Here is a 22,932-nt window from a genome sequence, read left to right as displayed (position 1 = left end):
TCATATCAACGATGTATAAAAAGACGCATACTCAAGCAAAAGAATCCTTAGCTGAACCCTACTGCCGCAAGGGTTCTTTTGCTTGCTTGGTTCCGGAAAGAGACATTATGTAGACTAAAAATAGATATGTTAAATATATGTTATAATGTAATTGTAAGGAAATTGAGGTGTGCGATTTGAAAGAAAAGATATTTACATTAGTTTTAGCGCTTGTCTTCTTAACATTCTATATTACTCATACATCTGTTGAGAATTTATCACCTCTAAAACTTTTATTTATCCCAACAATTTTCTTTTTGGCCTATTTAGTTGATCGCAAATTAGGTAAAGATAATACTAATACATAAGCATATAGAAAAAGTCCTCTTATTTGAGTTTATAGCTCAATAGGAGGGCTTTTTTGGTTCTTATAATTGTGATTATGTTAACTAGCATCCCTATTTGAAATTACTTAAGAGCCAAGTTCTTTACATATAGAGAACTTGGCTTCTGTATTTATCAGAAAATAACATAGCCCCATTTATTAAAGAGATGTTTTGTCATCTTTCACTTCGTCTTTTAATGATTTTTTTTCCTCTTTATCATGGTCCTCCATAATTCCTTGGGTTGCATTTTTAAATTCACGAAGTGTTTTACCGGCGGAACGTCCTAACTCAGGTAGCTTTTTGGGACCAAATATAATTAAAGCTGTCACACCTATTAAAATTGCACTTCCAGGTCCTACCACTACAATCACCTCATTTCCTATCTATAACAGTACTAAAAAAACAGATATCTAACCTGATAAAATTCTTATAAGCTTATTCTAACAAAGACTGTGCAATGTACTCTCCTTTACGGATTCCGCGAGCACAAGCAAACATTGCACTACCTATATGTTTCGTATACTCATTTAATTTATCCTGCTGAGATAACACCTTAAGCATTGGTATAAATTGTGTGTCAGGATTCTTTTGATAACTAATGAACATAAGTCCTGCATTTATATTCCCTGTTTTAGGATCTACCCCATCTGTATAAGAATACGCTCTTCTATAAATCTCTTGTCTCGTTCCTTTTGCCAAAGCTGTATGAGAAGTAGGAGGCATTTGCATAAGACTTACTTTATCGTGTTCTTTTACTTTGCCGTAAGGAGCCCCACTATCTTTTTTTCGACCAAACGTGTCTTCTTGGTCTTTAAGAGATGATCGATCCCATACTTCTAAAAACATCTGGATTTTTCTAAAAGCCATATAAGTTCCACCTTGCATCCATGTTGGCTCTGAATTATTCGCCCAAATAATTCGATTATGAGATTCAGAATCGGTAGAAGAAACATTTGCCGTACCATCTTTAAAGCCAAATAAATTCCGAGGGGTTTTCTCATCGGGAGCACTAATAAAACCAGATTGCATCCATTTTACTTCTGCTACGCCTACTGCTGATTTAATAAGGTTGCGTACAGCGTGAAATGCCACTTGTTGATCATCTGCACAAACTTGTACAGAAATGTCTCCTCCTATAAAAGGCTCTTGCAAATCATCTCTTGGCATTGCTGGAATATCCTTAAGGTGCTTCGGCTTCTTATCAGCTAAACCAAAACGATCTTCTCCATTCTTAGAAAAGAAAGAAGGACCAAAGCCAAATGTTAAGGTCAATCTGGAAGGAGTTAAATCTTTTGCTTCTCCTGTATCTTTTGGTGGAAACCAATCATTATTATTGTCTTTACTAACTTCTCCCTGAGTCATAGATTGACTCAACAACGTCCACTTTTTGAAAAGATCTATAACTTTATCTTTTTGATCTGTTAGTAAATCAAAAGCAGCTACATAAGCATATGTTTGCTGAGGCGTTACAATTCCTGCTTGGTGTTTTCCATTAAAAGAAATAATAGAATCATCTACAGAATTGCTTGAGGCTTTCTCGCTTGAATTTCCTAGCCCATTAGCCATATTAGCTAAAACGCCGATACTACTTGTGCTTACCGCAACACCTACACCCGTTAATACTGACATTTTTAACATATCACGACGCGTGTATTGTTTGGGCCTCTTCGATTCTTTCACGTTCATTCTCCTTTTTTATTGAAATATCTCAGCTGTTTGGGCCATAGATTCCGATAATGTGTTTAACTGTTGACTCAGTTCCCGAATCTGTTCCTTCGTTAATTCTGTGTACGGAAGATACGTTCCATCTTTTTGGTATTTCCCTAAGGTAGCTGTTAGTTGATTAAATTCTTTATCTAATTGCTCTGAAAGATCTGGACTTTTTTCATTCAGAATTGGTAAAACAGCATGATAGACAGCTAGAGAACCTTCTACATTTGAAGCTAAATCTACTAGGTCAATATGAGAGTATCTTTCCTCTTCTCCAGTCACTTTTGAAATAGCAGCTTCATTTAACAGTTCCATTGAACCAGCGACTACTTGTGTAGGTTCTAATTTAACTTCTTTTACTCTTTGCTGTAGATCCTGTACATCTTTATTTAGTTGAGTTGCATATTGATCCATTCCTTCTAAAGAAGAGTCTTTCCAAATTGCTTTTTCAATACGATGGAATCCTCCCCATTCTGAAGCGTCAACATCACCTTCACGAGCATCAATTTTTGGATCTAGGTCACCAAAACTTTCGGCAATTGGTTCAATACGCTCATAATATACACGAGCTTCTGTATAAGAAGCTTTCGCCTTTTCCAGATCTCCTGCCTTCACAGCATCTGTAAAGGTCGTAGTCGTTTTTACTAACTGTTCTGTTTGGTCATTTACATACGTTTTGTAATTATTAACAGCTTTTTTCAATGCTTCTGATGTCTTTGTCGCTGTTTCTTTCGCATTTTTTAGATTTTCCAACGAACGATCTAGCTGAACACTTAGTTCTTGCACCTTTTTCTGATCAAGTGAGCTTTTTTCTATTTCAGTAGATAGTGGAAGGATATATTTTTCTGTATCTGTGTATAGAAGTGGGTATTTCTCACGAATGTTATTTTCATAAGATAACCACTGATTGTAGAGCTCTTTCCCATATTTCTTAATTTGTTTTTGATCCTGTTTTTCTAAACCACTCTGCAGTTTATCAAGCGTAGTTTGCATCTTATTTACGTTACTTTTTAAAGTATCTTGTTTACTTTCCTTCCCTTGACTTGCTGCTTGTTTCGTATCATCCTGAGCACTAGAATTTGTTGAATTACTGCATGCACCTAAAGCTGGTACAGTTAGTAAAGATAGGGTAAGTGCAGTGTAAGTAATTTTTTTAGATAAGAACATGTTAAATAACCCCCTGGTTTTTTTGATCTGTATTGTTTGTATTGTTTTGTTTCTTTTTCTGAACTATCAGTATTAATAAAGCAAATCCAATTATAAGAAGTTGTGGCAATGTACTATACCAAGAAGGATATACACTTAACACATCAATGGTTGGAATGAGGTTTGTACTTAATGAAGGAACTATTCCTGATAACTGCAAACTATGTACACCTGACCCCATAAATTTGAGACACATATAAAACACGATAATACTAGAAATAAAGAAAAATGGTTTTAATGGCAATTTAATACCAATCTTCAACATGAAAATTCCAATAGCAATTAGAACTCCAAAACCAATTGCTATCCCCAAAATTAATTGTGAGGAGGACATTTGACTAGCCATACCAATTAAAAAGAGAACTGTTTCAATTCCTTCTCTTAAAATTGCTAAAAATGCTAGTATTGCGAATGAAAACATCTTTCCATTACTAAGAGCTTGTGCTGTTTTTCCGTTGATAAATTTGTTCCACTTTTCAACATTTGAGTTGCTGTGTAGCCAATAGCTAACATATAAAAGCATGAGGCTGGCAACTACTCCTGAAAAACCATTGATTAGGAAGTTGTTTTGTCCGAAAGTTGCAGAGTTTAAAACATAAGTAACTAGAAAGCCAATGACTAGACTGCAAAGAATACCTAATGAAGCTCCTCCCCAAACCCAACGGTTTCCTTTATTTGAAGGCCCCTTTTTGGTAATTGTCAGAAGCGCTCCAATAACTAATAAAGCTTCGACTCCCTCTCTAATTGGAATAAGAGCTGCATCCCACATACTATACGAGGTGTTAACTAATGGTTTTAAATCAATAATCATTTTATCTATAATTTCAATACTTTTGTTAACCTCTTTAGGATTACTTAAAGATGAATCCAACTCTACTAATCTTCTTTCTGAATTATTGTAGACAGTCTGAGATTTTCCTACAACATTCCCTTCTACACTTAGCCATTGGGATGTTAACTCTTGTACTTGAGCCTTTCCTTTTGCTACATCTTTGCTTTCTAAAGTTTTTTTAGTGTTTTCTAAAAGTTTTACATATGACGCTAGACTTATTTCTTTATCTGATTGTGGTTTATCTGTCAATTGGCCCTTGCTATATTGATTTAAGAAACTCTTAAGTGATTCTAGAGATTCTTCGGCTTCTTGTTTATCTTCATTTAATAAGGCTATAGATATGGCAGCTATTTCTCTTTCAATTTTGCCATGAGCATATAAAGAATCTTTTTGAATGCCTGCCTTCATTTGCGTCCATTCTTGTTTGAATAACTGAAACGATTGATTAGCTCCGTCTAAATCTTCCTTTTTCATATCGGAAATAGCCTTATCTATATATTGAATAGATTGCTTTGCTGTTTCTTTAGAATTAGTTTCTTTTGCAAAAGAACTGGTAGTAGTAAATGAAATAACTATTAGTCCCACGGCCATTAAAATAATGAAGATTTGTTTTATCATGCCTAACACTCCTATATAGTAATGAAAATCATTATCATTGACCTCTTAATTATCATTAGAATATAATAACTTGTCAAACAAAATTTAAAGGAAAAAACATCCAAATAAAAACAAGGAAAGTTATGCATTTTATCCTTTGGATATGTAATGCGATAGGAGGGAATTTAATCTTGGCTCAATTTATTTGTCAAATATGCGATTCTGAGTTTAAAAGTTATAATAAAAATGCGAAATACTGCTCTCAATCATGTAAAGGACAAGCCTATATTAAACATTCAATTAAAGAGTGTAAAATCTGTAGAAAAGAATACAAACCTATACGGGCTACAAGTAAGTTCTGTTCTCTTAAATGTTGTGCTGCAGATAAGAAAAATAGAGTTGTTCTTATCCCTCTTTTCTTATCGTCACAATATACGGATTTAGTTACTATAATGAAATTTCCAGAACTATAAGAACGTTCAATGAACCTTCACTTATAAGGTTTATTGAACGTTTCTTATATTACCTTACTTATTATTTTAAAATGAAAAGAAGTTAAAAATTAAACAATTATGAATGAAAATGATTATTAATATCAATATTATTAATAAATAAGGGTAACCATCTTCCTTATGGCTACCCTTATTTATTAGGCTTCTGGTATAAATGTTTTACAATCTGTATCCTCACTATTTGATGCCTGTTTGCCTTTATGGCTGACAACATATATCTCATCCGCACTACATTTGTTGCCAGAATGCCAATATTTACAGTTGTTTACTTCACAAAGAATATTTTGCTCCATATTATCACACCTCCTTTTTTGTTATGATTAACAAGTTGGAAGTAATTGATACTGACCTTTTATAAGGTTTACCTACATCCGTAAATAATAAAAAAGACCGCCTATGTTGGTGATCTTATGAACCTATGTAAAGAAACTAAGCCACATCTTTGACCTCAGTGGTTTTATTAAAAAATAGTTTATCTTTAAGTCGTGATAGCAACACACCATCTACTCCATATCTACCTGCATTTAAAGCAGAAATAAGAATAAATATAGACAATAAAACAAGTTGTACATTGGTACTCGTGGAACCACTAAACAAATAAGAAAAATTCATAACAAGACCAAAGAATACGGCTGTTTTAGTAAAGCAACCAATCAATAACCCTATTCCGACTAATAATTCTCCCCAAGGTACTAATGTATTAAATAGTTCTACATGAGGAATGGCTAAGTTTTCTAGAAAGACAACCCACCATCCCTGAACTGCTGGGTGATCTCCAGTTGCTTGTGCTAATGCTCCTTTCAAGAAACCAGAAGCATCAAACTGTCCGCCTGCTATTTTCCCCCATCCAGCCATTAACCATGTATACCCAAGATATATACGTAATACAGCTAAGAGTATAGAGACCTTCTTGTTTTGTCTTAAAACCTCAATAAACATGTTGTTTCCTCCAATAAACAAAATATAAGTACTAAATTATAATATCACAATTGAAAATGAATATCATTATCATTTTTTAAAGGCTATGTAAAAAAATTCTCGCAGCAATCCTAAAAAGCATCGTCTATGTGAGTAACCCATATATAAAATTCTAGGCGGTGTAAGAAATCAACGGAGTCATAAAAAATGTAATCTTATAAAGGTTAAGAAGATAGGTTTCCCTCAAATTACATACCACCAAAGGTAATAACAAAAGGCTTCATTAAAATCCGAAGCCTTTGAATGTAAGTCATTAAGATTCGTAAAGAAGAAAGTTCAAATTTAACATCAATGTATTATTTATGTGCTTGAAGACTCTTTTCAAACATATCGATAATATGAAGGAACCTTTCAGCCTCTCGAAAAACATGATCAGCCAGAAGAGGATGGATAATGCTTTTAATTCTACATTCCTCAATTAAATCTCTAGCTGTTTTTTTAAAGTCCCGAAGGGAAGCTACGGACACACGATTCTGATCAAGAAATTGATCTAAAAGAGGAACCGTTTGAGATTGTGGTTTCATAGACTCTAAATCTCTTGCTTGAAAAACTAATTGATCAAAATCATGGCTGAAGTTTCTGGCCATATCAACAAGTTTTCGTTCGGATGGATCAAGAAGGTGACCTATAAACTGGGCATGATCAGCCATAATTCTTAAAAAAAAGACATTTTCCTTTATAATGGCATCAGCAAGTGGCTTCAATTTCCCTTCGTTTAATTCAATTAATCGTTTTCTAAAATAGTTGGCTTCTCTACTAGTATGATCAACCAAAAGAGGAAAGTTATTTGAACCCGGTAGTTTACAGGTTAGGATTAAGCCTAAAACTTTTCTCTTAAAAGCAAATATACCTGTGGCTGCTTGTTGGACTTCTGAATTGAATCTTTTGATTTGCTCCGGATCTGTTTGATTATTAAATGAATGAGACCGTTGTTCAATTTCTTCAAACAATTGATAAAATTGATTCGCTTCCTGAATTAATTGTGTATCCTCACATCTAAAACCTAATCGAAGAAACAATGAGTGTTCCTTCATAATCCTTGCCCAAAAACGAATTTCGTCTAGGGATTGTGCAACAAATGCGTTAGTCATTATTACCCCTCCTACAATTGTAAATTAGTTTCATTCTAAGTTATTCTGCTTTATGCCTGGACATGCTTAGGCTCACATAAAAAAGCTCAAATCTTTTCAGACTTGAGCTTTTTCAATATATTCTTAAATCCATTATATTATTTAGATGAATGGCACTGCTGTATAAAAAGAAGGCATATTGACTAGTCCTCTTTGATTTTCAGCCCTACATATTAGTAAAAGACCAACAAATGTAGATCGAGTATTGCGGCTTTATTTTTGCTGAAAGCGCCCAAAGTTTTAGGCTTCTCATACTATTTTCCTTCATACTATAAATTGGTTTTACTATGTTTTTGAGCGATGGAATAATAGATTTTTATTTCAGCCTTTTTATTACAAAAAGAACAGGTATGTTTAGAGTGGTGAATCTTCTTTACATGGGGAATTTCAAGGCGTACAAGTCCCTCCTTCACATGTTGATTACATACCATCAGCATATGCTTCACATTTTTCACCTCTTTTCCATCTAGGGTTTTATATAAGCATATGAGACAAGTAATACTCTTTATGAATATATAAATACAAGAGCTGAGAATTTGGAATTTTCTACTACGCTCTTATAGAAAGAGATCCTCTATAACCTTTCATCCGTGTTAGCTAATTGGGCATGTGACGTACTCTATAAAGAATTACGATTAGAAAGTAACGTTTTGAGGAATGTAAAAAATCTCCTATACAAATAATAAGGTCGATAATCATTTAATTTGGAAGGAGTAGTTTTATGAAGAGAATAGTAATAGTAGGATTTATCTTATTATTTCCACTGAATATGTTGGCTGGACCCATTAATACTGTCGCTGAAGCTCAAGAACATCGTATTAGCCAATCTGAGGTAACGTTTGAAAATGAATTCAGAAGACTTTGGATGGATCATGTACTGTGGACAAGTAATTATATTACAAGTGCAACAACAGCAGGATCAGAAGACCAAAAGCAGGTATTGACAAGATTGCTTAAAAATCAAGAGGATATAGGGAATGCTGTGAAACCAGTATACGGGGAGCAAGCTGGGAACAAACTTACAGAGTTGCTTAAGGAACATATTATCCTTGCCGGAAAGATTGTAGATGCAGCTAAAACTGGAAAGAAAGCCTTGGTGAATCAGCTAAACAAAGAATGGTATCGAAATGCTGATGAGATAGCAGCGTTCCTTAGCCATGCTAACCCTTATTTAAAAAATGAGGATCTGAAAAAATTACTGTATATGCATCTGAAATTGGTGGCAAATGATTTATCTGCGAGCTTAGCAAAAGATTGGGAGGCAAGAATTGGTGCGATTGATGAAGGTGTCTCACATATCATCTTAATGGCAGATACGATCTCCACGGGAGTTGTGAAGAAGTTTCCAGAGAAATTCACTCAATAATTTTAATAATCTTCAGTGGAATACTGTAGATTATTAAAAAATTTCTTCAATATTAAATTATCTTTAGTAAACAAATAAAAAATAAATACACGGAGGTTATTTGCTATGAAACATCTTATTGTTTACGCTCATCCTAATCCAGAGAGTTTAAATCATTCGATTTTAGATACAACCGTTAATGCGTTAGAGAAAAATGGACACAAAGTTACCGTGCGTGATTTATATGAACTTAATTTCCAACCTGTTTTAAAACCAGAAGATACGGAGGCTATGAAGGCAGGAAAGACACCTAATGACATTAAAACAGAACAAGAATTCATTTCTGAAGCAGATGCGATAACATTTATTTATCCTATTTGGTGGACGGGACTTCCAGCTATTCTTAAAGGATATGTAGATCGAGTATTTGCCTATGGTTTTGCTTATATGCCTGGTCCAGAAGGGATTGTTAAACTCTTGAAAGGTAAAAAGGGGTTAATTATTAATACCCATGGTACCCCTAATGAAGTCTATGACGAGATTGGTATGACAGCAGGATTGAAAGTAACATCTGATATTGGAATATTTGATTTTACTGGAATCGAAACGGTAGAACATTTACTATTTGGAAGTATTGGATACCTTGATGAAGGGTCTTATAAAGGTATGTTAACAAGAGTGGAAGATACTATTAATCGTCACTTTTCATAAGGAAAAGAAAAAGGACTGCCAAATCAGGTAGTCTTTTTTGACTTTTATTTGATTTTTTATGTTTTAGTTTTTTGGGTTCCAAAAAAGCACATTATGTTAAGTATAGCTATATATAATATACAGTCATCCATCACTTGTAAAATTGGAGTATTTTTCTGTATAAGTATTGATAATTTTAAAATCACAGAATATAATAAAAGAAATAGTTTGCCACAGGAAACTTTTTGGTATATAGCAAAAATATCTAATCATGTAAAAATAATCCCCCTTCATTATGAAGTAAAAAGAGTGAGAGATAGCCTGGAACTATCTCTCACTCTTTTTATCATTATTTTACTTGTAATTCAGCAATCATATCTTCTAGACGCTCTTTTTGTGCTTGAAGCTCTTCCATAGAAGGTTGATAAGATGAAATAGTTTGTTGTCCACCATATGCCTGTTTAGGTTGAACCAAACGTTGTAATTGCCCACCGTTTTGTTCATATAAACGGTAGCCTACTGCGCCTACCACTGTTCCTGATACAAATCCCATTAGAAAATCGCGATTAATCATTATAAAACTCCCCCATAATCCTAAGTTTTTTATATCAATTCATACAAAAGGTATGAATGAATATCTTACGTAATTGTAGATAACTTTTGTGATTGCACTTTCTGCTTTTCATGTAACAATTCCAACACATTCACAATCCATGTAATCATCGCTACATATAGCATATTTGATGGCCCTAGAGATAGCATCGTAACAATTCCAGTTAAAATATCTGGGTGCCTCATTTTATTGCTCGTACCATGGGATAAGACCGTATAGCCTGTTGCGACTACTGCTCCATATACGAGTGCATCTGGTTTATAAAAAGATGATTTTCGAATACCTGCCAGTAGAAGTAAGCCCCCAGAAAACAATGTACGTAGCCAATCATTTCGTGTGGCAGGATCCATTTGAATCATAATATCATCTAGTGGATCTAAACGCGTTTGCTGAAAAAAGATAGATACATAACGAAAAATAGTATTGCGAGAAAGTTGTGAAACATCATAGTGAATAAGCATGGTTTGAATGGTGGGTTCTATTCTCACACTCGCTATACCTTTTAAAGCAGAAAACATATGCTCAATTTCCACATGATTTTTCTTATCTCTCAATGCTGGGATATGAAATCGAATACGACCTGGTATATCATGCAGAACATAGAATTTGGGATTCATTGGTTTCCCTCCCTAACCATAAGATTCTTGCACTATTTATTACTACACCAATAGTGGCCGCATTATGAATAGCTGCTCCCACAATTGGAGAGAAGATACCTAAAGCACCCAATAAAATTGCAATACCATTAATAGCAAACGTGGCAATAAAGTTTTGTTTAATAATGTTCATGGTCTTTTTAGATAGTTCAACTAACTCAGAAAGCATTTCTGGGTTATCAGACGTAATAATAACGTCACTGGCTTCTGAAGCAATGTCTGTTCGTTTCGCACCCATCGTTACACCTACATGAGCGTGAGCTAAAGCTGGTGCATCGTTAATGCCGTCACCTACCATCATGACAGCTCCTGATTTCCCATACCTTTTTACATAAAAGGCTTTATCCTCTGGCAAAGCCTCTGCATGATACCAGCTCAGTTTTAAGCGAAGCGCCATCTCTCTTGCAACCGTTCGCTTGTCTCCAGTAAGCATAATGATGTCGTTGATACCTTGATGTCGAAGATTATTCACTGCGCGGTGCATACCAGAACGTATTTTGTCAAAAATGCTAACTACCCCTACAAGTGTTTGATCATAAGCAACATAAATCACATTTTCGTCGTTTTGCATGTGTTGAAGTAAGTTGGTTGTTTTAACTTTTAATTCATTCATAAAGCGTAAACTTCCAACAACAACTCTTTTACCATTTAACCAAGTGGAAATTCCTTTTCCTACCGTTGTTTCTACCTGAGCATTATTGTCTCTAATCGGAATTAAAATGTTCCAATCTTTCGCTTGCTTCATAATTGCATCAGCAATAGGATGGGTAGAATTTTTCTCAGCTGCTGCAGCTAAACGAATGACATCTTCTTGGTTAAAGCCTTCAGCAGCAATTACTTGCTGAACCACAGGCGTTCCTTCTGTAATAGTTCCGGTCTTATCAAGAATAACTGTATTTAGTTTAGACATCTTTTCAATATGATCACTGCCTTTAACAATAGCCCCTTCTTTTGCAGCACGTCCAATGGATGCATATAAAGCTGTGGCTGTTGATAATTTAATTCCGCAAATAAAATCAATAACTAACATACTCATCGCTCTGTTAAGGTTTCGAGTGAAGAAAAATGTAAGCAGTGCCAAGCCAAAAGAAACAGGAACCATTTTTTCAGCTACTGTATCGGCTATATTTTGAATAGGAGCGCGTTTATCTTGTGCTTCCTCCAACAATTTTACAATTTTAGAGAGGGATGTATCTTCTCCTACTTTTTCAACTGTTACCGCAACGTGTCCACTCTGTAAAACACTTCCAGCGTACACATTATCTCCACCACTTACCTCTCGTGGCATATACTCCCCAGTAATTGAAGCTTCATCTGCTGTACCGGTCCCCTCTATTATGATTCCATCCACTGGGATCTTTTCTCCAGTAAAAACTACAACCTTATCACCAACTTGAATATCCTCGACTAAAACCTTTTCTTCAACGCCCCTTTCCTTTACTCTCCAGGCATACGAGACATCTAATTTTAGGACGGAGTGAATATAATGTTTGGTTTGTTCAGACGTATAGTCTGTTAATAGTTCACTAATAGTAGACATCAAAGTGATAATTAAAGCCGATCCTGGATTCTTCATATACAAAGAAGCGAATATAGAAGCAGCCGTTAATGTATTAGCATTACCTTTTCGTTCTTTTAGGACATGAACAACACCATCTTTAATTACATCATAGGAAGTACTAATAGCAGTAAAGGTGCTAAGCCAATAGGAAAGTGCTTTTACTATAGCAGGATATGAAGAACGCTGAAGGTACCAGTTAACTAAAAAAATAGTTCCACAAGCTATGATAGGTATAGACTTTTTCCATGAACATGCTGCTTGCGTTAGTGTATGTTTATATTTATGGATGAATGATTTTAGACTGTATAAAGAGAGAGTAATATGATGATAAATGAGTAGACTTCCGGTTACTTGATTATAGCTTGCAGAATATACCCCTGGAAAAGAGCGTAACCAAGTTTCAATATGGCTTGTTTCTAGCTGTTTAGGTATATAAAATCGGGTTCTTCCAGGGAGAGAATGAGCTACCTTTACCCCGAACATCATCACCTTTTCTTTTCCCCCTTATCTTTAATGATGTTGTATGACCAATAAAGTAAGCTTGCAGAGAAAGCAGGCGCACTTCCAAACGTCTGAATTCCTTTTCCTAATAAAAATAGAACAAATAAACTATCAAAGTCAGCAAAGCCATTAGTTTGCTTTTTAATCCCTTTATCTATAAATCCAAGTGTATTAGTCATGCCATTCATCAATGTAGCACCTTTGTTTAAAATGGCGTTAGCTGCTATTTGTACGATATAACTCATCAGTTCATCTAGCTCTTCCTGGTTAATATGAGGTACAACAAATTGAAGCAGCAAACTTCCGGTTAGTTCTGAAGCTTCCGATGTTAAAATAAGAGGATGTTTTTTTACTTCTTCCGTTAGAGCATGTGCAATGATACGGTGCTTCCAACTGTCACATTGTATACGCAGTCGCCCCGGCATCGCATGCACTACTTTTATTTTTTGATCACGGAATTGAGACATAATTTTTGGGGCAATAAAAGAGGCACCTAAACCAATTACAGTAGGAAGCATGCTCATCCCTCCCTTTCCTTAAGCTCTATATTCTTCTTGATATATTTGTTCAATAAGTTGAAACCACTCTTCAAGTTCTTTGTTATTTGTCATATGGGAAGCTTTATATGTAATAAGTAAACTTCCGGTATCTAACGTAAAGACTGCATCATAGACAAGAACTTGAGACTTCAAATTTAAAATAATTAATTCAACTAGTTTTTTATTCTCTTTCCAAACGGTTGATCGAAGTCTAATTCTTCCTGGAATAAAATGCACAAGCTCAATTTGTAATTTATGTAGTTTTCTTTCTGCATGTTTCATTAGTATCTTTTCTTTAATACTCATTAATATCTAGATACCACCAATCATTTTTCTTTATTTTACCAACTTATATATTTTATAACAATATAAGTATTAAAATAATGTAAATTTTATTACGCGACAGTAAGCAATAAAATTATCTCTGTTTTAGGATAATGATAGATATATTTTTTATAAAAAGAATTAACCTATATAAAAAAGAATGAAAGGTGTTATTCTTTCATTCTTTTTCTTTACTGTAGATGTTTAAAATCTCTTTATTTGATAGGTAAAGAATATTTTATTGATTTTTTATAATACCTCTTTCTTTTTAATTAGTTCATACTGAATTGTCACCCTCTCTACTTCATTTTAGAAATAACTACCCCTATAACCATAATAAAAATTCCTAGTAAGGTTTTTCACGTAGGAGCTTCTTTAAAGAAAAGGTAACCTATTAATACGGAAATTATTACTTCCATCCCTTTTCGACGTCAGTAGAACAAATGTTAAGTTATGAACAGCTTTAAACCCAAATTTGATTCCATATCCAATTAACATATTAGCGATTAAAAATAACGGGAAAGCATAAATTTGGTATTTTAATGTAGTCCCAAAAGCTGGATCAATATGCGTATTTTGATACGAAAACAAAACAGTGATTAGAAATAGGCCAACAAACAGGAAGATTCCACCATACAAATAATTCATATATCCACTCTCACTATATTCTAGTGCTAAATTCAATGATGCTAAGATAAGAAATGGAAAAACTAAATGTATTAATTTTTCCTAGTTATATATCTTATAATTTTTACATAATATATATAAAAATCGTAATCATTACGTTTTGATAAAAGGATATAATAACTATTTTCGAGGTTTTTATCTTTTAAATAAATTTTTTATATTAACTCTTTTTTATGAGGTGCATAACTTGTTCAAACTCTATCATATAGTTCTAGTAATTGGAGGTGAAACGATAGATTATGACAACTCTATCACAGTTAAGTAAAGACCTAATTGGTGTGCTGTTACTAATGCTTTTTGGTTACTGTTTTTTCTTTGTTAATATAAATACAAATGATTTAGCCATTCCAGCATCTTTATTAAATGTAAACTCCATTTTTTTAAGCATTGTACTTGAAGCTATCCCCTTTATCTTGCTGGGAGTATTTGCATCTGCCCTTATTCAAGTATTTGTCTCAGAAGAATTCATTCAACGTCTGATTCCAAAAAATCCTTATATAGCTCTTTTACCAGCTGTTCTAGTAAGTGCTCTTTTACCGGTTTGTGAATGTGCCATTATTCCAGTTATAAGGCGTTTATTAAAAAAAGGAATGCCTCTTCATATCGGCATTGTCATTTTAGTTGGGGCACCCATTTTAAATCCCGTTGTCTTTGCTGCTACTTTTTATGCATTCCAGTCAAATACGTCCATCGTCTACAGTCGTATGGGCCTGGCTGCTGTGGCTTGTCTTTTAATTGGTTTATCCGTTTATTTCTTTTTTAAAAATTCAAATCAGCTACGACATGTACACGTTCATGAACATGAAGAAGCAAACGTAGGCAACAAATTAAAACAAACGTTATATCATGCCGGTGATGAATTTTTCGACATGGGCAAATACTTATTATTTGGTGCACTCGTAGCAAGTCTATTTCAAACCTTTTTAGATAGACAACTATTGACGAACCTTGCAAGCAATGACTATATGTCTTCTGCCGTTATGATGGGATTTGCTTATGTACTTTCACTTTGTTCAGAAGCAGATGCTTTTGTTGCTTCATCTTTTTCTCATACATTTTCACCTACAGCTCTTCTTGCCTTTCTACTATATGGACCAATGATGGATTTTAAAAACACCATTATGCTATTGTCCTTTTTTAAAAAACGTTTTGCATTTAGTCTGATTCTTATCATTACTGTGATTGTGTATCTTATCGTCATGACTTATGGAATAGTTAGGAGATAGGAGAAATGGTATGAATAAAATTGATCAGCAATTTATCATTTATATAAGGGGAATATTACTAATTGGTTTTTCCCTCCTCATGTTTAAACTCATATTAACAGGTAAAATCATTCAATTTATTGCGCCTAAAATGATGCCTTTTATATTGTTTTCTTCTGGTACCTTTTTTTTGTTGGGAATTATACAAATTTGGCGAAGTAGTTTAAATAAGGATTCATCTTGTGAATGCGGTCATGATCATACGGAAAAAGGAAAAATTCGAACAACGCTTATTTACTCTTTATTTCTATTGCCTATCATGACGGGCTTTTTATTTTCTAACCACACACTTGATAGTTCGGTTGCAGTAAAAAGAGGATTAAATTTTGCAGTTAACAAACCTGATACTCAGCAACAAACCCGAGGTGATAAAAACATCTCTGCCACTAATTCAGAACTAGAAAAAGATACGAATGATTTATTGTCTGGAAATTCAAATGACACACCAAAGAACGTTCCAACCACACATCAAAATGGTATTGCAGCTAAAGTAGCGCCTAAAGGTTTTTATGAATTACTCGAAAAGAAGCTACTGGAACAAACGAAAATTTCTATAAATGACACCGCTTATATTCCAGTCATGAGCATTATTGAAAGCAACACAGAGCAGTTCATTGGGAAAAAAATAGAGGTCAATGGCTTTGTATATCGTGAAAAAGGATTTAAAGATAGCCAATTCGTTGTTGCTCGCTTTGGAATATCTTGTTGTGCAGCAGATGCATCTGTATACGGCTTATTATCTACACTAGAAAATGCCTCGGCATTAAAAAAAGATACTTGGGTTCATATAAAAGGAATCATACAAAAAACTACGTATAACGGAGAAAATGTCCCCTATATTCAGGTTCAACAGATTGAGTCCATTGACCAGCCTGATAGCCCGTACGTATATGAACTTTATCAAGGTGAACAACTGATAGACCCTGAAGAATAAAAAGACTATAAGGTATGTGTATGCTACCAAGGTCCAGCTACACATAATGTATTCGTTACGTTAGATAGTTGGGAAGTACAGTGCTGTTTAAAAAACTATACTTTTTAGAGCTTCTGTATTGAAGAAAACTTACTATTAGAAAAATAAAAAGCCACCCAGTATTTGCAGGACAGGTGGCTTTTCACTATTAAAATGCATGTGCAGAAGTATAATAACATATTATTTCCATAAAAACTATATTTTTCCGAACGAGCATATATATAAAATGTGCACTTTTTATTCACCTTATCTTCAATCACCCGGAGAGAAAAACCCGTTATATCAGGGATGTATAAAAAGCTGCATAAAGTAAGTCGTGATATTATCTTAAACCTCTTGTGGCACAAGGGGTTCTTTTTGTCGTGTGTACCGGAAGAGTGTTTATGTTAACTAACTATATATCATATATAATTAAAAAGGAGAAAAGCCACTGGCGTATATCAGTGGCTTTTCTAAAATGCATGTCGTCAACTCAACAAGGAGTTAGGATTTCCAAATAGAAGCTTCACAGCGTCTGGTGTAGTTTGCTCATAATCCATAAAAATATTCACATTAAAGATTCTGTAAATGAATTTGTATACTGAACAGCTTGATGTAAACTAGAGAAACTTCTAACTCCCTCAACTTTTATTCCTAAGCTCACCATGGTTTGAGCGATTTCTGGACGTATCCCACTGATAACGACTTCAATTCCTAATAACTGTAGTCCAGCTATTACTTTAAACAGTTGATCTGCTACCATCGTATCAATAATGGGCACAGCTGATAAGTCAATAATAAGCCATTTTAATTTATAATGGCTTCCTTTCTCTAAAGCACTCTCCATCAAATACTGTGCCCGTTTGGTATCTAAATCACCTACTAAAGGAAGGATGCCTATTTCTTCTGTCATACGAACAACGGGAACAGATAACTCATCAATGGCATATTGAGCGTAATTTATTTTTTCAGTGTAGTCTTTTACATACGACTTACTTACGAACTGAATGGCATTATCTACAATGCTATTAAAGTGAGAAATGATTTGATAAAAAGCATCGAGGGAAAAATCATTATTCTTTGCTTCTTCTTTTATTATTTCTCCGATTACATCTCGATAATAGCTAATCTCCTCTAAAGCTAGGTTTAATGGTAGTCCATGATTGACTAATAAATTAGCCATATTGTTTCCCCACTGTGCCATGACTTCATTTGCTGCCTCTTTTTCCACCAAAAGAGAATCGGCATAAGTGGTAAGAAGGTCCAAGCGAAAAGTAGTCAACTCTGTATAGATATTATGAGACGTTGCAAGATCTAGTCTTTTATTTTCAGCTAACTTTTCTTTTCGTTGCAAAATAGTTTCTTTAATTGCATGTAATTTTTCTTGTTGTATATACTGCAAAGTGTCCCTCCTTTTATCTTAAAAAGCAAATAGTCCTCTAATAGATGAGGATTAGAGGACTAAGCATATTGAAAAGTGTATTGATAATGATGAAATGTTAAGTTGCTTATATTCTTTATTTAGTTGTATAGTGCCCCTAAATCATAACACACCTTTATGACAGGACTATTTCAGATAAGTTACAACATATGTATAAAATTAAACTTTTTTACATCCCAGAATATTAAATTTGTAAATAGATATGTTAACTAAAAAGAGACGGTTTAAAACATCTTTTTTATTGCATACCTCTAAGGGATTTTGTCCTAAGTAAATTGTAGGTATTTCATAAACAATAATTAACATCACTATTTATATTCTTCGTAATAGGAAATGGTTATTCCCTCCTCATGTTATATATCTTCTGATCTTTTAAGGAATTATCATATTCATGGTAATTAAATAGAAAATTTATAAACATTTAAGGTTATTATGTTTTTCCTGATATAAATTAAATCAAAAGCACAATAAGTCTTTATTTTATACAAAAGAGTAAATGTAAAAACTATCTTATAAAATTGAAACTTTTACTATTTATTCTTATTGACGACAAATAGCGCATTCTTCTACGTGAACGTCGAGAGTGTTCCATGAAAAAAAGCATTTAGGTGGTACTTGGAGTATAAAAAATAGCATGGTTTGAATGGCAGTTGGTATTTTTTGACGTGTATACAGAAAATAAGCCACCTAGGGATATCCAAAGTAGGTGGCTTATACGATAAACTTAATATGAAGCACGCTTTCGAAAATTAATTTCTGTCAAAAAGGGAGCTGCCAGATATACCTGGGTTCGTCATTTCATAGGGATTTAAAATTAACTCAAGCTCCTCCTCAGTCAATACGTCATATTGCAAACATAGTTCTCGTACCGACTTCCCATTTAAAATAGCCTCTCTAGCAATTCGTGCTGCTACTTCATATCCGATATGTGGATTTACGGCTGTAATAATCCCTACACTTTTTTCTACATACTCTTTTAAATGTCCCTCATTTGCTTCAATGCCTCTTAGACAATGGTCTGTGAAGACGTGGAATGCGTTATTCATAATACTGATTGACTGAAGCAAGTTAAACACAAGAACAGGCTCCATCACATTTAGTTCAAGTTGACCTGCTTCCGATGCCAGGCAAATTGTATGATCATTACCTATAACTTGAAAAGCTACTTGATTAATCATTTCAGGCATGACAGGATTGACCTTTCCAGGCATAATAGATGAACCAGGTTGACGAGCTGGTAATATAAGTTCAGCTAATCCTGCACGAGGACCAGATGCCATTAATCGGATATCATTCGCAATTTTAGACATATTAATCATGCACACTTTTAAGCTAGCAGAGACTTCTGTATAAGCATCTGTATTTTGAGTCGCGTCTACAAGATGATTGGCCTTCTTAAGTGGTAAACCACTGATATTTGCTAGATATCTTACAACATTTTCGATATAACGTGGATCTGCATTTAAACCTGTTCCAACTGCAGTTGCTCCCATATTAACCTCATATAAATGTCCATAAGATTGCTTAATACGTTTCATATCGCGCTCAAGAACACGACTATATGATTCAAATTCTTGACCAAGACGGATTGGAACTGCATCCTGTAGGTGAGTACGTCCCATCTTTATAATAGAATCAAATTGTTCTGCCTTTTTCTGAAATACACTGTGCATATAATTCATTGTTTTCAGTAACTTATTTAACAAATTAAGCGTTGCAATATGGATAGCAGTTGGAAATACGTCGTTTGTTGATTGTGACATGTTTACATGACTATTAGGGCTTAAATCGGAATAAGAACCTTTCTTGTGACCAAGTAACTCTAAAGCTCTATTTGCAATAACCTCATTTGCATTCATATTCATTGAGGTCCCCGCACCACCCTGTATTGGATCAACAATAAATTGATTGTTTCTTTTCCCTTCAATAACCTCTTCTGCTGCTTCAATAATTGCATTACCCAACCCATCATATAACCTTTTTGTTTCCATATTAGCAAGAGCAGCAGCCTTTTTAACGATTCCTAATGCTTTAATAAGCTCTGGGTGAATTTGATATCCTGTTATTGGGAAGTTTTCAACTGCTCGTAAAGTTTGAATCCCATAATAAGCATAAGTAGGAACTTCTTTTGTTCCTAGGAAATCTTTTTCAATTCTTACATTTTGTTTTTCTGGTATTTCTATATTTGTCATAACATTGATCTCCTTCTTTACATAAAAAGAAATTTTTTTATGCTACGTCCGATTTTCTAATAGAATCTGTATAATGCTTTGCTTTTTCTTTATCGAATCCGCCTTCCCACTTAGACATCACAATAGCAGCTAATGCGTTACCTACTACGTTGACAGATGTACGAAGCATATCTAAAATGCGATCAATACCAGCAATGAATGCCATACCTTCTAGAGGTAATCCCATTGAGCCCAATGTTGTTAATACAACAACAAATGATGCTCCTGCAACTCCTGCCATTCCCTTAGAAGTCAACATCAATACAAGTAAAAGTGTAATTTGTTCTATGAAAGATAAATGAATCCCATACATTTGTGCAATGAAAAGGGCAGCAATGGCTTGGTAAATGGATGACCCATCAAGGTTAAAGGTATATCCTGTCGGAATAACAAATGATGTGACAGCTTTCGGACAACCAAATTTCTCCATTTTAGTCATTAACCTTGGCAATACTGCTTCAGAGCTTGCGGTTGTAAACGCTAAAATTAACTCATCTTTTAAGATTTTTATAAGAACTAAAACATTAGTTCCAGCCATTTTTGCAATAATACCTAATACTACAAAAACAAAGAAAATCATGGTCAGATATATAACAAGTACTAACTTTCCTAAAGGGATTAATGAACCGATTCCAAACTTCGCCACATTCAAACCAATTAAAGCAAATACGCCAAATGGAGCAAATTTCATAACTAAGTTCGTCATCCAAAACATGGATTCCAGTACACCTTCAAAAAAGTTTAAAACTGGTTTGCCTTTTTCTCCAATTGCTGCAACTCCTAGACCAAATAAGACTGAGAAAAAGATAATCGCTAATAAATTCCCTTCAGTCAACGACTGGAATATATTGGTTGGGATAATATGAACGATTTGAGCTGCTACACCTGCACTCTCAGTTGTTTTAGATGTTTCTTCATATTTGGATATATCACCTTTCTCAAGGTTCCCCATATCTATACCACTACCTGGATGGAATAAATTTGCAGCTAATAAGCCCACTGCTAATGCAATTGTAGTAACAATTTCAAAATAAAGAATGGTTTTTCCACCTAGTCTTCCTAACTTTTTAATGTCACCTACACCAGCTATAGATACGACGAGTGCGGATACAACGATAGGAATAACAATCATTTTAATTAGGTGAAGAAAAATATCCCCTAAAGGTTGAAGAATGGCCATCACTGTATTATTTCCATAAAAAATAGCGCCTATAGCAATACCGAACGCAAGTCCAATAAATATTTGTGTAGCTAATCCCAATTTCTTCATAGTTGTAACCCCTTTCAATTTGCGGTTCATTAAAACACTTAAAGAGAGCCTATGCTTAGGCTAGCGTCTATAAAAAAGACAATAATTAAAAATAAGTCCAATGTGTGAATAATCTTTAAAATAAATGGTAATCATATGATTTGAAATTAACTCCCCCCTTCAGTAAAGCGTTTTCAAAATCTTCATTGTAAAAGTACACTTTTTCGGCTCCCCTTATATACCTGAGCATATAGTATCGTTTATAAAGAGATTTTCTATTATCCTTTTAACCTTTCTGAAATCCTGTTTATTGTCTAACATTCATATAAATGTAGCAATAGTCACTTCTAGATTTATATGAATGTTAGACAATATATCCTCATCTATTATTCCTTCATTTCAGATAAAGAAATATCTTCTTCTTTATCTAGTGTCTAGAGATAAGATAGCAATAACACTAGATATCTCTATAACTTGTTAAAATAATTAAATCTCTTAAAATGTTTTTCTTCGAATAGAATGATATCGCTTTCAAAAAATTCAATCGTCGTAACTACATATATCTTCTCCGAAATCTAAAGGAATTTAGGATTTATTTCATGTGTAACTTAATTAACGAAACTACAGCATTAAGTTGGGGTATCTCCTTCAGCCTCTTCATACTGTAATCTTATTATAATAAACATACGTTTCTTGTATATAGGTAATGAATGGAATCAAAAAAATGATAATAACGAAAAGTATATTTTTAATTTCATGTTCTCTTTTTGCGTACTTCAGTTACATTATATTTATATACGACAGATAAATCAAGAAAATTATTATTCATTTCGCGTACATTTTATTTAGACAGGTCTCATAGAAGTGAATGATATTTTAATAACGACGAACTGTTATTGAAATATTAACCTTTCGTAGCGTGAAAGAGCCTATGCCTTTAAGAAATAATATAAGCAAGGTCATTGCATAACAGAGACAGGATTCATTCAGCTTGTTGATTCTCTTGGGGATTTATTTATTTTTATTGATGATGTATTTGAGTTAAAGAATAAAATGAGATTAAGCGAGCTAATTGATGTTCGCTTGGCTTAGTTCCTGAAGAAATCGTGTACAGGAATCACTTATTTGGGTAGAGGTACATTCATGTACAATTTTAGAGTCTACACGTTACGTGACGGGTCAAAGAGAATCATTTAAACAGGAACTCCAAAGAGCAGGTATTCAAGAAACGCAAATTTTTCAGGTGCAACTAGTGGAAAAAACAAAGTAATTTTAACATACACCTTTTATATAGACCTAATTGTGTTAGTCTAATAAAAGTCAAATAGAAAAGAGTGATCAACCTGGAAGAAATAAAAGAGCAAGAAATCGATCTTGATAAAGTGTATGACCATGTGGAATTTCCGAATAAGGTTAGTGGCCGTTGCGATCACTGTAACTCAGCTTACTTCAAAAGCTCCGTAAAAGGTGGCGTTTTCTTACGTGAATGTAGAGAATGTGGCATGAAGAAGAGTATATAAAATAAAGTTTTAACTTTTACTCTTAATG

Annotated in this window: 21 protein-coding genes; 6 read left to right on the top strand and 15 right to left on the bottom strand. The window is 33.9% G+C overall.

What is annotated here, in order from left to right; all coding sequences use genetic code 11:
* Positions 1-523: 523 nt before the first annotated feature.
* From ACOZIR_RS27860 to ACOZIR_RS27845, 4 genes are all read right to left on the bottom strand, one after another.
* Positions 524-733 (bottom strand): twin-arginine translocase TatA/TatE family subunit, encoded by a 210-nt coding sequence (locus ACOZIR_RS27860; RefSeq protein ID WP_152640829.1) that lies wholly within the window; start codon positions 731-733, stop codon positions 524-526.
* Between the two features lie 67 nt (positions 734-800).
* Positions 801-2,003, bottom strand: a complete 1,203-nt coding sequence (gene efeB, locus ACOZIR_RS27855; protein ID WP_421536096.1) for an iron uptake transporter deferrochelatase/peroxidase subunit — start codon at positions 2,001-2,003, stop codon at positions 801-803.
* Positions 2,004-2,060: 57 nt separating this feature from the next.
* Entirely contained in the window at positions 2,061-3,224 is a 1,164-nt protein-coding gene (efeO, locus tag ACOZIR_RS27850; protein WP_045289901.1) for an iron uptake system protein EfeO, read from the bottom strand.
* A gap of 19 nt (positions 3,225-3,243) precedes the next feature.
* Positions 3,244-4,731, bottom strand: coding sequence for an FTR1 family protein (locus ACOZIR_RS27845; protein ID WP_045289597.1), 1,488 nt, complete (start codon positions 4,729-4,731; stop codon positions 3,244-3,246).
* 170 nt (positions 4,732-4,901) lie between these two features.
* On the opposite strand from ACOZIR_RS27845, the gene ACOZIR_RS27840 reads away from it, so the two are divergent.
* Positions 4,902-5,183 carry a hypothetical protein gene (locus tag ACOZIR_RS27840; RefSeq protein WP_045289599.1) on the top strand — a complete coding sequence of 94 codons (282 nt, stop codon included), beginning with the start codon at positions 4,902-4,904 and terminating at the stop codon, positions 5,181-5,183.
* A 176-nt stretch (positions 5,184-5,359) separates the two neighbouring features.
* Here ACOZIR_RS27840 and ACOZIR_RS27835 read toward each other — a convergent pair whose 3' ends face one another.
* The 3 genes from ACOZIR_RS27835 to ACOZIR_RS27825 form a co-directional block, all read right to left on the bottom strand.
* Positions 5,360-5,515 (bottom strand): DUF1540 domain-containing protein, encoded by a 156-nt coding sequence (locus ACOZIR_RS27835; protein WP_075422865.1) that lies wholly within the window; start codon positions 5,513-5,515, stop codon positions 5,360-5,362.
* 136 nt (positions 5,516-5,651) lie between these two features.
* Positions 5,652-6,161: a DoxX family protein gene (locus tag ACOZIR_RS27830; protein WP_045289601.1), complete on the bottom strand. Its 510-nt coding sequence runs from the start codon at positions 6,159-6,161 to the stop codon at positions 5,652-5,654.
* A gap of 335 nt (positions 6,162-6,496) precedes the next feature.
* Positions 6,497-7,291 carry a DUF2935 domain-containing protein gene (locus ACOZIR_RS27825; RefSeq protein ID WP_045289604.1) on the bottom strand — a complete coding sequence of 265 codons (795 nt, stop codon included), beginning with the start codon at positions 7,289-7,291 and terminating at the stop codon, positions 6,497-6,499.
* Between the two features lie 760 nt (positions 7,292-8,051).
* Here ACOZIR_RS27825 and ACOZIR_RS27820 point away from each other — a divergent pair.
* Both ACOZIR_RS27820 and ACOZIR_RS27815 read left to right on the top strand, forming a co-directional pair.
* The gene (locus ACOZIR_RS27820; protein WP_045289606.1) at positions 8,052-8,696 is read left to right on the top strand and encodes a hypothetical protein; all 645 of its coding nucleotides are present in this window, start codon (positions 8,052-8,054) and stop codon (positions 8,694-8,696) included.
* A gap of 105 nt (positions 8,697-8,801) precedes the next feature.
* Positions 8,802-9,386, top strand: coding sequence for an NAD(P)H-dependent oxidoreductase (locus ACOZIR_RS27815; protein ID WP_045289608.1), 585 nt, complete (start codon positions 8,802-8,804; stop codon positions 9,384-9,386).
* 328 nt (positions 9,387-9,714) lie between these two features.
* Here the strand turns inward: ACOZIR_RS27815 and ACOZIR_RS27810 are convergent, their stop codons facing one another.
* The 5 genes from ACOZIR_RS27810 to ACOZIR_RS27790 all read right to left on the bottom strand — a co-directional run bounded on the left by ACOZIR_RS27810 (position 9,715) and on the right by ACOZIR_RS27790 (position 13,541).
* The gene (locus tag ACOZIR_RS27810) at positions 9,715-9,939 is read right to left on the bottom strand and encodes a hypothetical protein (protein ID WP_011106165.1); all 225 of its coding nucleotides are present in this window, start codon (positions 9,937-9,939) and stop codon (positions 9,715-9,717) included.
* A gap of 65 nt (positions 9,940-10,004) precedes the next feature.
* The gene (locus ACOZIR_RS27805) at positions 10,005-10,595 is read right to left on the bottom strand and encodes an HMA2 domain-containing protein (RefSeq protein WP_045289614.1); all 591 of its coding nucleotides are present in this window, start codon (positions 10,593-10,595) and stop codon (positions 10,005-10,007) included.
* Positions 10,567-12,681 (bottom strand): heavy metal translocating P-type ATPase, encoded by a 2,115-nt coding sequence (locus ACOZIR_RS27800; RefSeq protein ID WP_237758369.1) that lies wholly within the window; start codon positions 12,679-12,681, stop codon positions 10,567-10,569. The genes ACOZIR_RS27805 and ACOZIR_RS27800 overlap by 29 nt, the downstream gene beginning before the upstream one ends.
* Positions 12,681-13,214, bottom strand: a complete 534-nt coding sequence (locus ACOZIR_RS27795; protein ID WP_310878909.1) for an HMA2 domain-containing protein — start codon at positions 13,212-13,214, stop codon at positions 12,681-12,683. The genes ACOZIR_RS27800 and ACOZIR_RS27795 overlap by 1 nt, the downstream gene beginning before the upstream one ends.
* A gap of 18 nt (positions 13,215-13,232) precedes the next feature.
* Positions 13,233-13,541, bottom strand: a complete 309-nt coding sequence (locus tag ACOZIR_RS27790) for an HMA2 domain-containing protein (RefSeq protein ID WP_237758357.1) — start codon at positions 13,539-13,541, stop codon at positions 13,233-13,235.
* 944 nt (positions 13,542-14,485) lie between these two features.
* Here ACOZIR_RS27790 and ACOZIR_RS27785 point away from each other — a divergent pair.
* Both ACOZIR_RS27785 and ACOZIR_RS27780 read left to right on the top strand, forming a co-directional pair.
* Positions 14,486-15,472 carry a permease gene (locus ACOZIR_RS27785; protein ID WP_421536094.1) on the top strand — a complete coding sequence of 329 codons (987 nt, stop codon included), beginning with the start codon at positions 14,486-14,488 and terminating at the stop codon, positions 15,470-15,472.
* A gap of 10 nt (positions 15,473-15,482) precedes the next feature.
* Complete coding sequence (locus ACOZIR_RS27780) at positions 15,483-16,445, top strand: TIGR03943 family putative permease subunit (RefSeq protein WP_045289620.1); 963 nt, start codon at positions 15,483-15,485, stop codon at positions 16,443-16,445.
* A 586-nt stretch (positions 16,446-17,031) separates the two neighbouring features.
* Here ACOZIR_RS27780 and ACOZIR_RS27775 read toward each other — a convergent pair.
* The 3 genes from ACOZIR_RS27775 to ACOZIR_RS27765 form a co-directional block, all read right to left on the bottom strand.
* The gene (locus ACOZIR_RS27775) at positions 17,032-17,865 is read right to left on the bottom strand and encodes an STAS domain-containing protein (RefSeq protein ID WP_045289622.1); all 834 of its coding nucleotides are present in this window, start codon (positions 17,863-17,865) and stop codon (positions 17,032-17,034) included.
* Between the two features lie 788 nt (positions 17,866-18,653).
* Positions 18,654-20,096 (bottom strand): aspartate ammonia-lyase, encoded by a 1,443-nt coding sequence (aspA, locus tag ACOZIR_RS27770; protein WP_045289624.1) that lies wholly within the window; start codon positions 20,094-20,096, stop codon positions 18,654-18,656.
* A 37-nt stretch (positions 20,097-20,133) separates the two neighbouring features.
* Positions 20,134-21,405 carry a cation:dicarboxylate symporter family transporter gene (locus tag ACOZIR_RS27765; protein WP_045289626.1) on the bottom strand — a complete coding sequence of 424 codons (1,272 nt, stop codon included), beginning with the start codon at positions 21,403-21,405 and terminating at the stop codon, positions 20,134-20,136.
* A 1,313-nt stretch (positions 21,406-22,718) separates the two neighbouring features.
* On the opposite strand from ACOZIR_RS27765, the gene ACOZIR_RS27760 reads away from it, so the two are divergent.
* A complete protein-coding gene (locus ACOZIR_RS27760; protein ID WP_080890117.1) occupies positions 22,719-22,904 on the top strand; it encodes a hypothetical protein in 186 nt (61 codons plus the stop codon).
* Positions 22,905-22,932 lie beyond the last annotated feature (28 nt).

It is taken from the genome of Priestia sp. D3YE.R1, from assembly GCF_049199565.1.
Classification (GTDB): Bacteria; Bacillota; Bacilli; order Bacillales; family Bacillaceae_H; genus Priestia; species Priestia aryabhattai.
The sequence above is the reverse complement of the archived record's forward strand: the minus strand, read 5'-3'. Positions and strand labels throughout refer to the sequence as shown.

Bases quoted from the DNA above. Each gene is read 5' to 3' on its own strand.
- ACOZIR_RS27805 (WP_045289614.1), bottom strand. From the start codon at position 10,595: ATGAATCCCAAATTCTATGTTCTGCATGATATACCAGGTCGTATTCGA.
- ACOZIR_RS27785 (WP_421536094.1), top strand. From the start codon at position 14,486: ATGACAACTCTATCACAGTTAAGTAAAGACCTAATTGGTGTGCTGTTA.
- ACOZIR_RS27830 (WP_045289601.1), bottom strand. From the start codon at position 6,161: ATGTTTATTGAGGTTTTAAGACAAAACAAGAAGGTCTCTATACTCTTA.
- efeB (WP_421536096.1), bottom strand. From the start codon at position 2,003: ATGTTAAAAATGTCAGTATTAACGGGTGTAGGTGTTGCGGTAAGCACA.
- ACOZIR_RS27825 (WP_045289604.1), bottom strand. From the start codon at position 7,291: ATGACTAACGCATTTGTTGCACAATCCCTAGACGAAATTCGTTTTTGG.
- aspA (WP_045289624.1), bottom strand. From the start codon at position 20,096: ATGACAAATATAGAAATACCAGAAAAACAAAATGTAAGAATTGAAAAA.
- ACOZIR_RS27800 (WP_237758369.1), bottom strand. From the start codon at position 12,681: ATGATGTTCGGGGTAAAGGTAGCTCATTCTCTCCCTGGAAGAACCCGA.
- ACOZIR_RS27810 (WP_011106165.1), bottom strand. From the start codon at position 9,939: ATGATTAATCGCGATTTTCTAATGGGATTTGTATCAGGAACAGTGGTA.
- ACOZIR_RS27845 (WP_045289597.1), bottom strand. From the start codon at position 4,731: ATGATAAAACAAATCTTCATTATTTTAATGGCCGTGGGACTAATAGTT.
- ACOZIR_RS27820 (WP_045289606.1), top strand. From the start codon at position 8,052: ATGAAGAGAATAGTAATAGTAGGATTTATCTTATTATTTCCACTGAAT.
- ACOZIR_RS27795 (WP_310878909.1), bottom strand. From the start codon at position 13,214: ATGCTTCCTACTGTAATTGGTTTAGGTGCCTCTTTTATTGCCCCAAAA.
- ACOZIR_RS27835 (WP_075422865.1), bottom strand. From the start codon at position 5,515: ATGGAGCAAAATATTCTTTGTGAAGTAAACAACTGTAAATATTGGCAT.
- ACOZIR_RS27790 (WP_237758357.1), bottom strand. From the start codon at position 13,541: ATGAGTATTAAAGAAAAGATACTAATGAAACATGCAGAAAGAAAACTA.
- ACOZIR_RS27765 (WP_045289626.1), bottom strand. From the start codon at position 21,405: ATGAAGAAATTGGGATTAGCTACACAAATATTTATTGGACTTGCGTTC.
- ACOZIR_RS27780 (WP_045289620.1), top strand. From the start codon at position 15,483: ATGAATAAAATTGATCAGCAATTTATCATTTATATAAGGGGAATATTA.
- ACOZIR_RS27815 (WP_045289608.1), top strand. From the start codon at position 8,802: ATGAAACATCTTATTGTTTACGCTCATCCTAATCCAGAGAGTTTAAAT.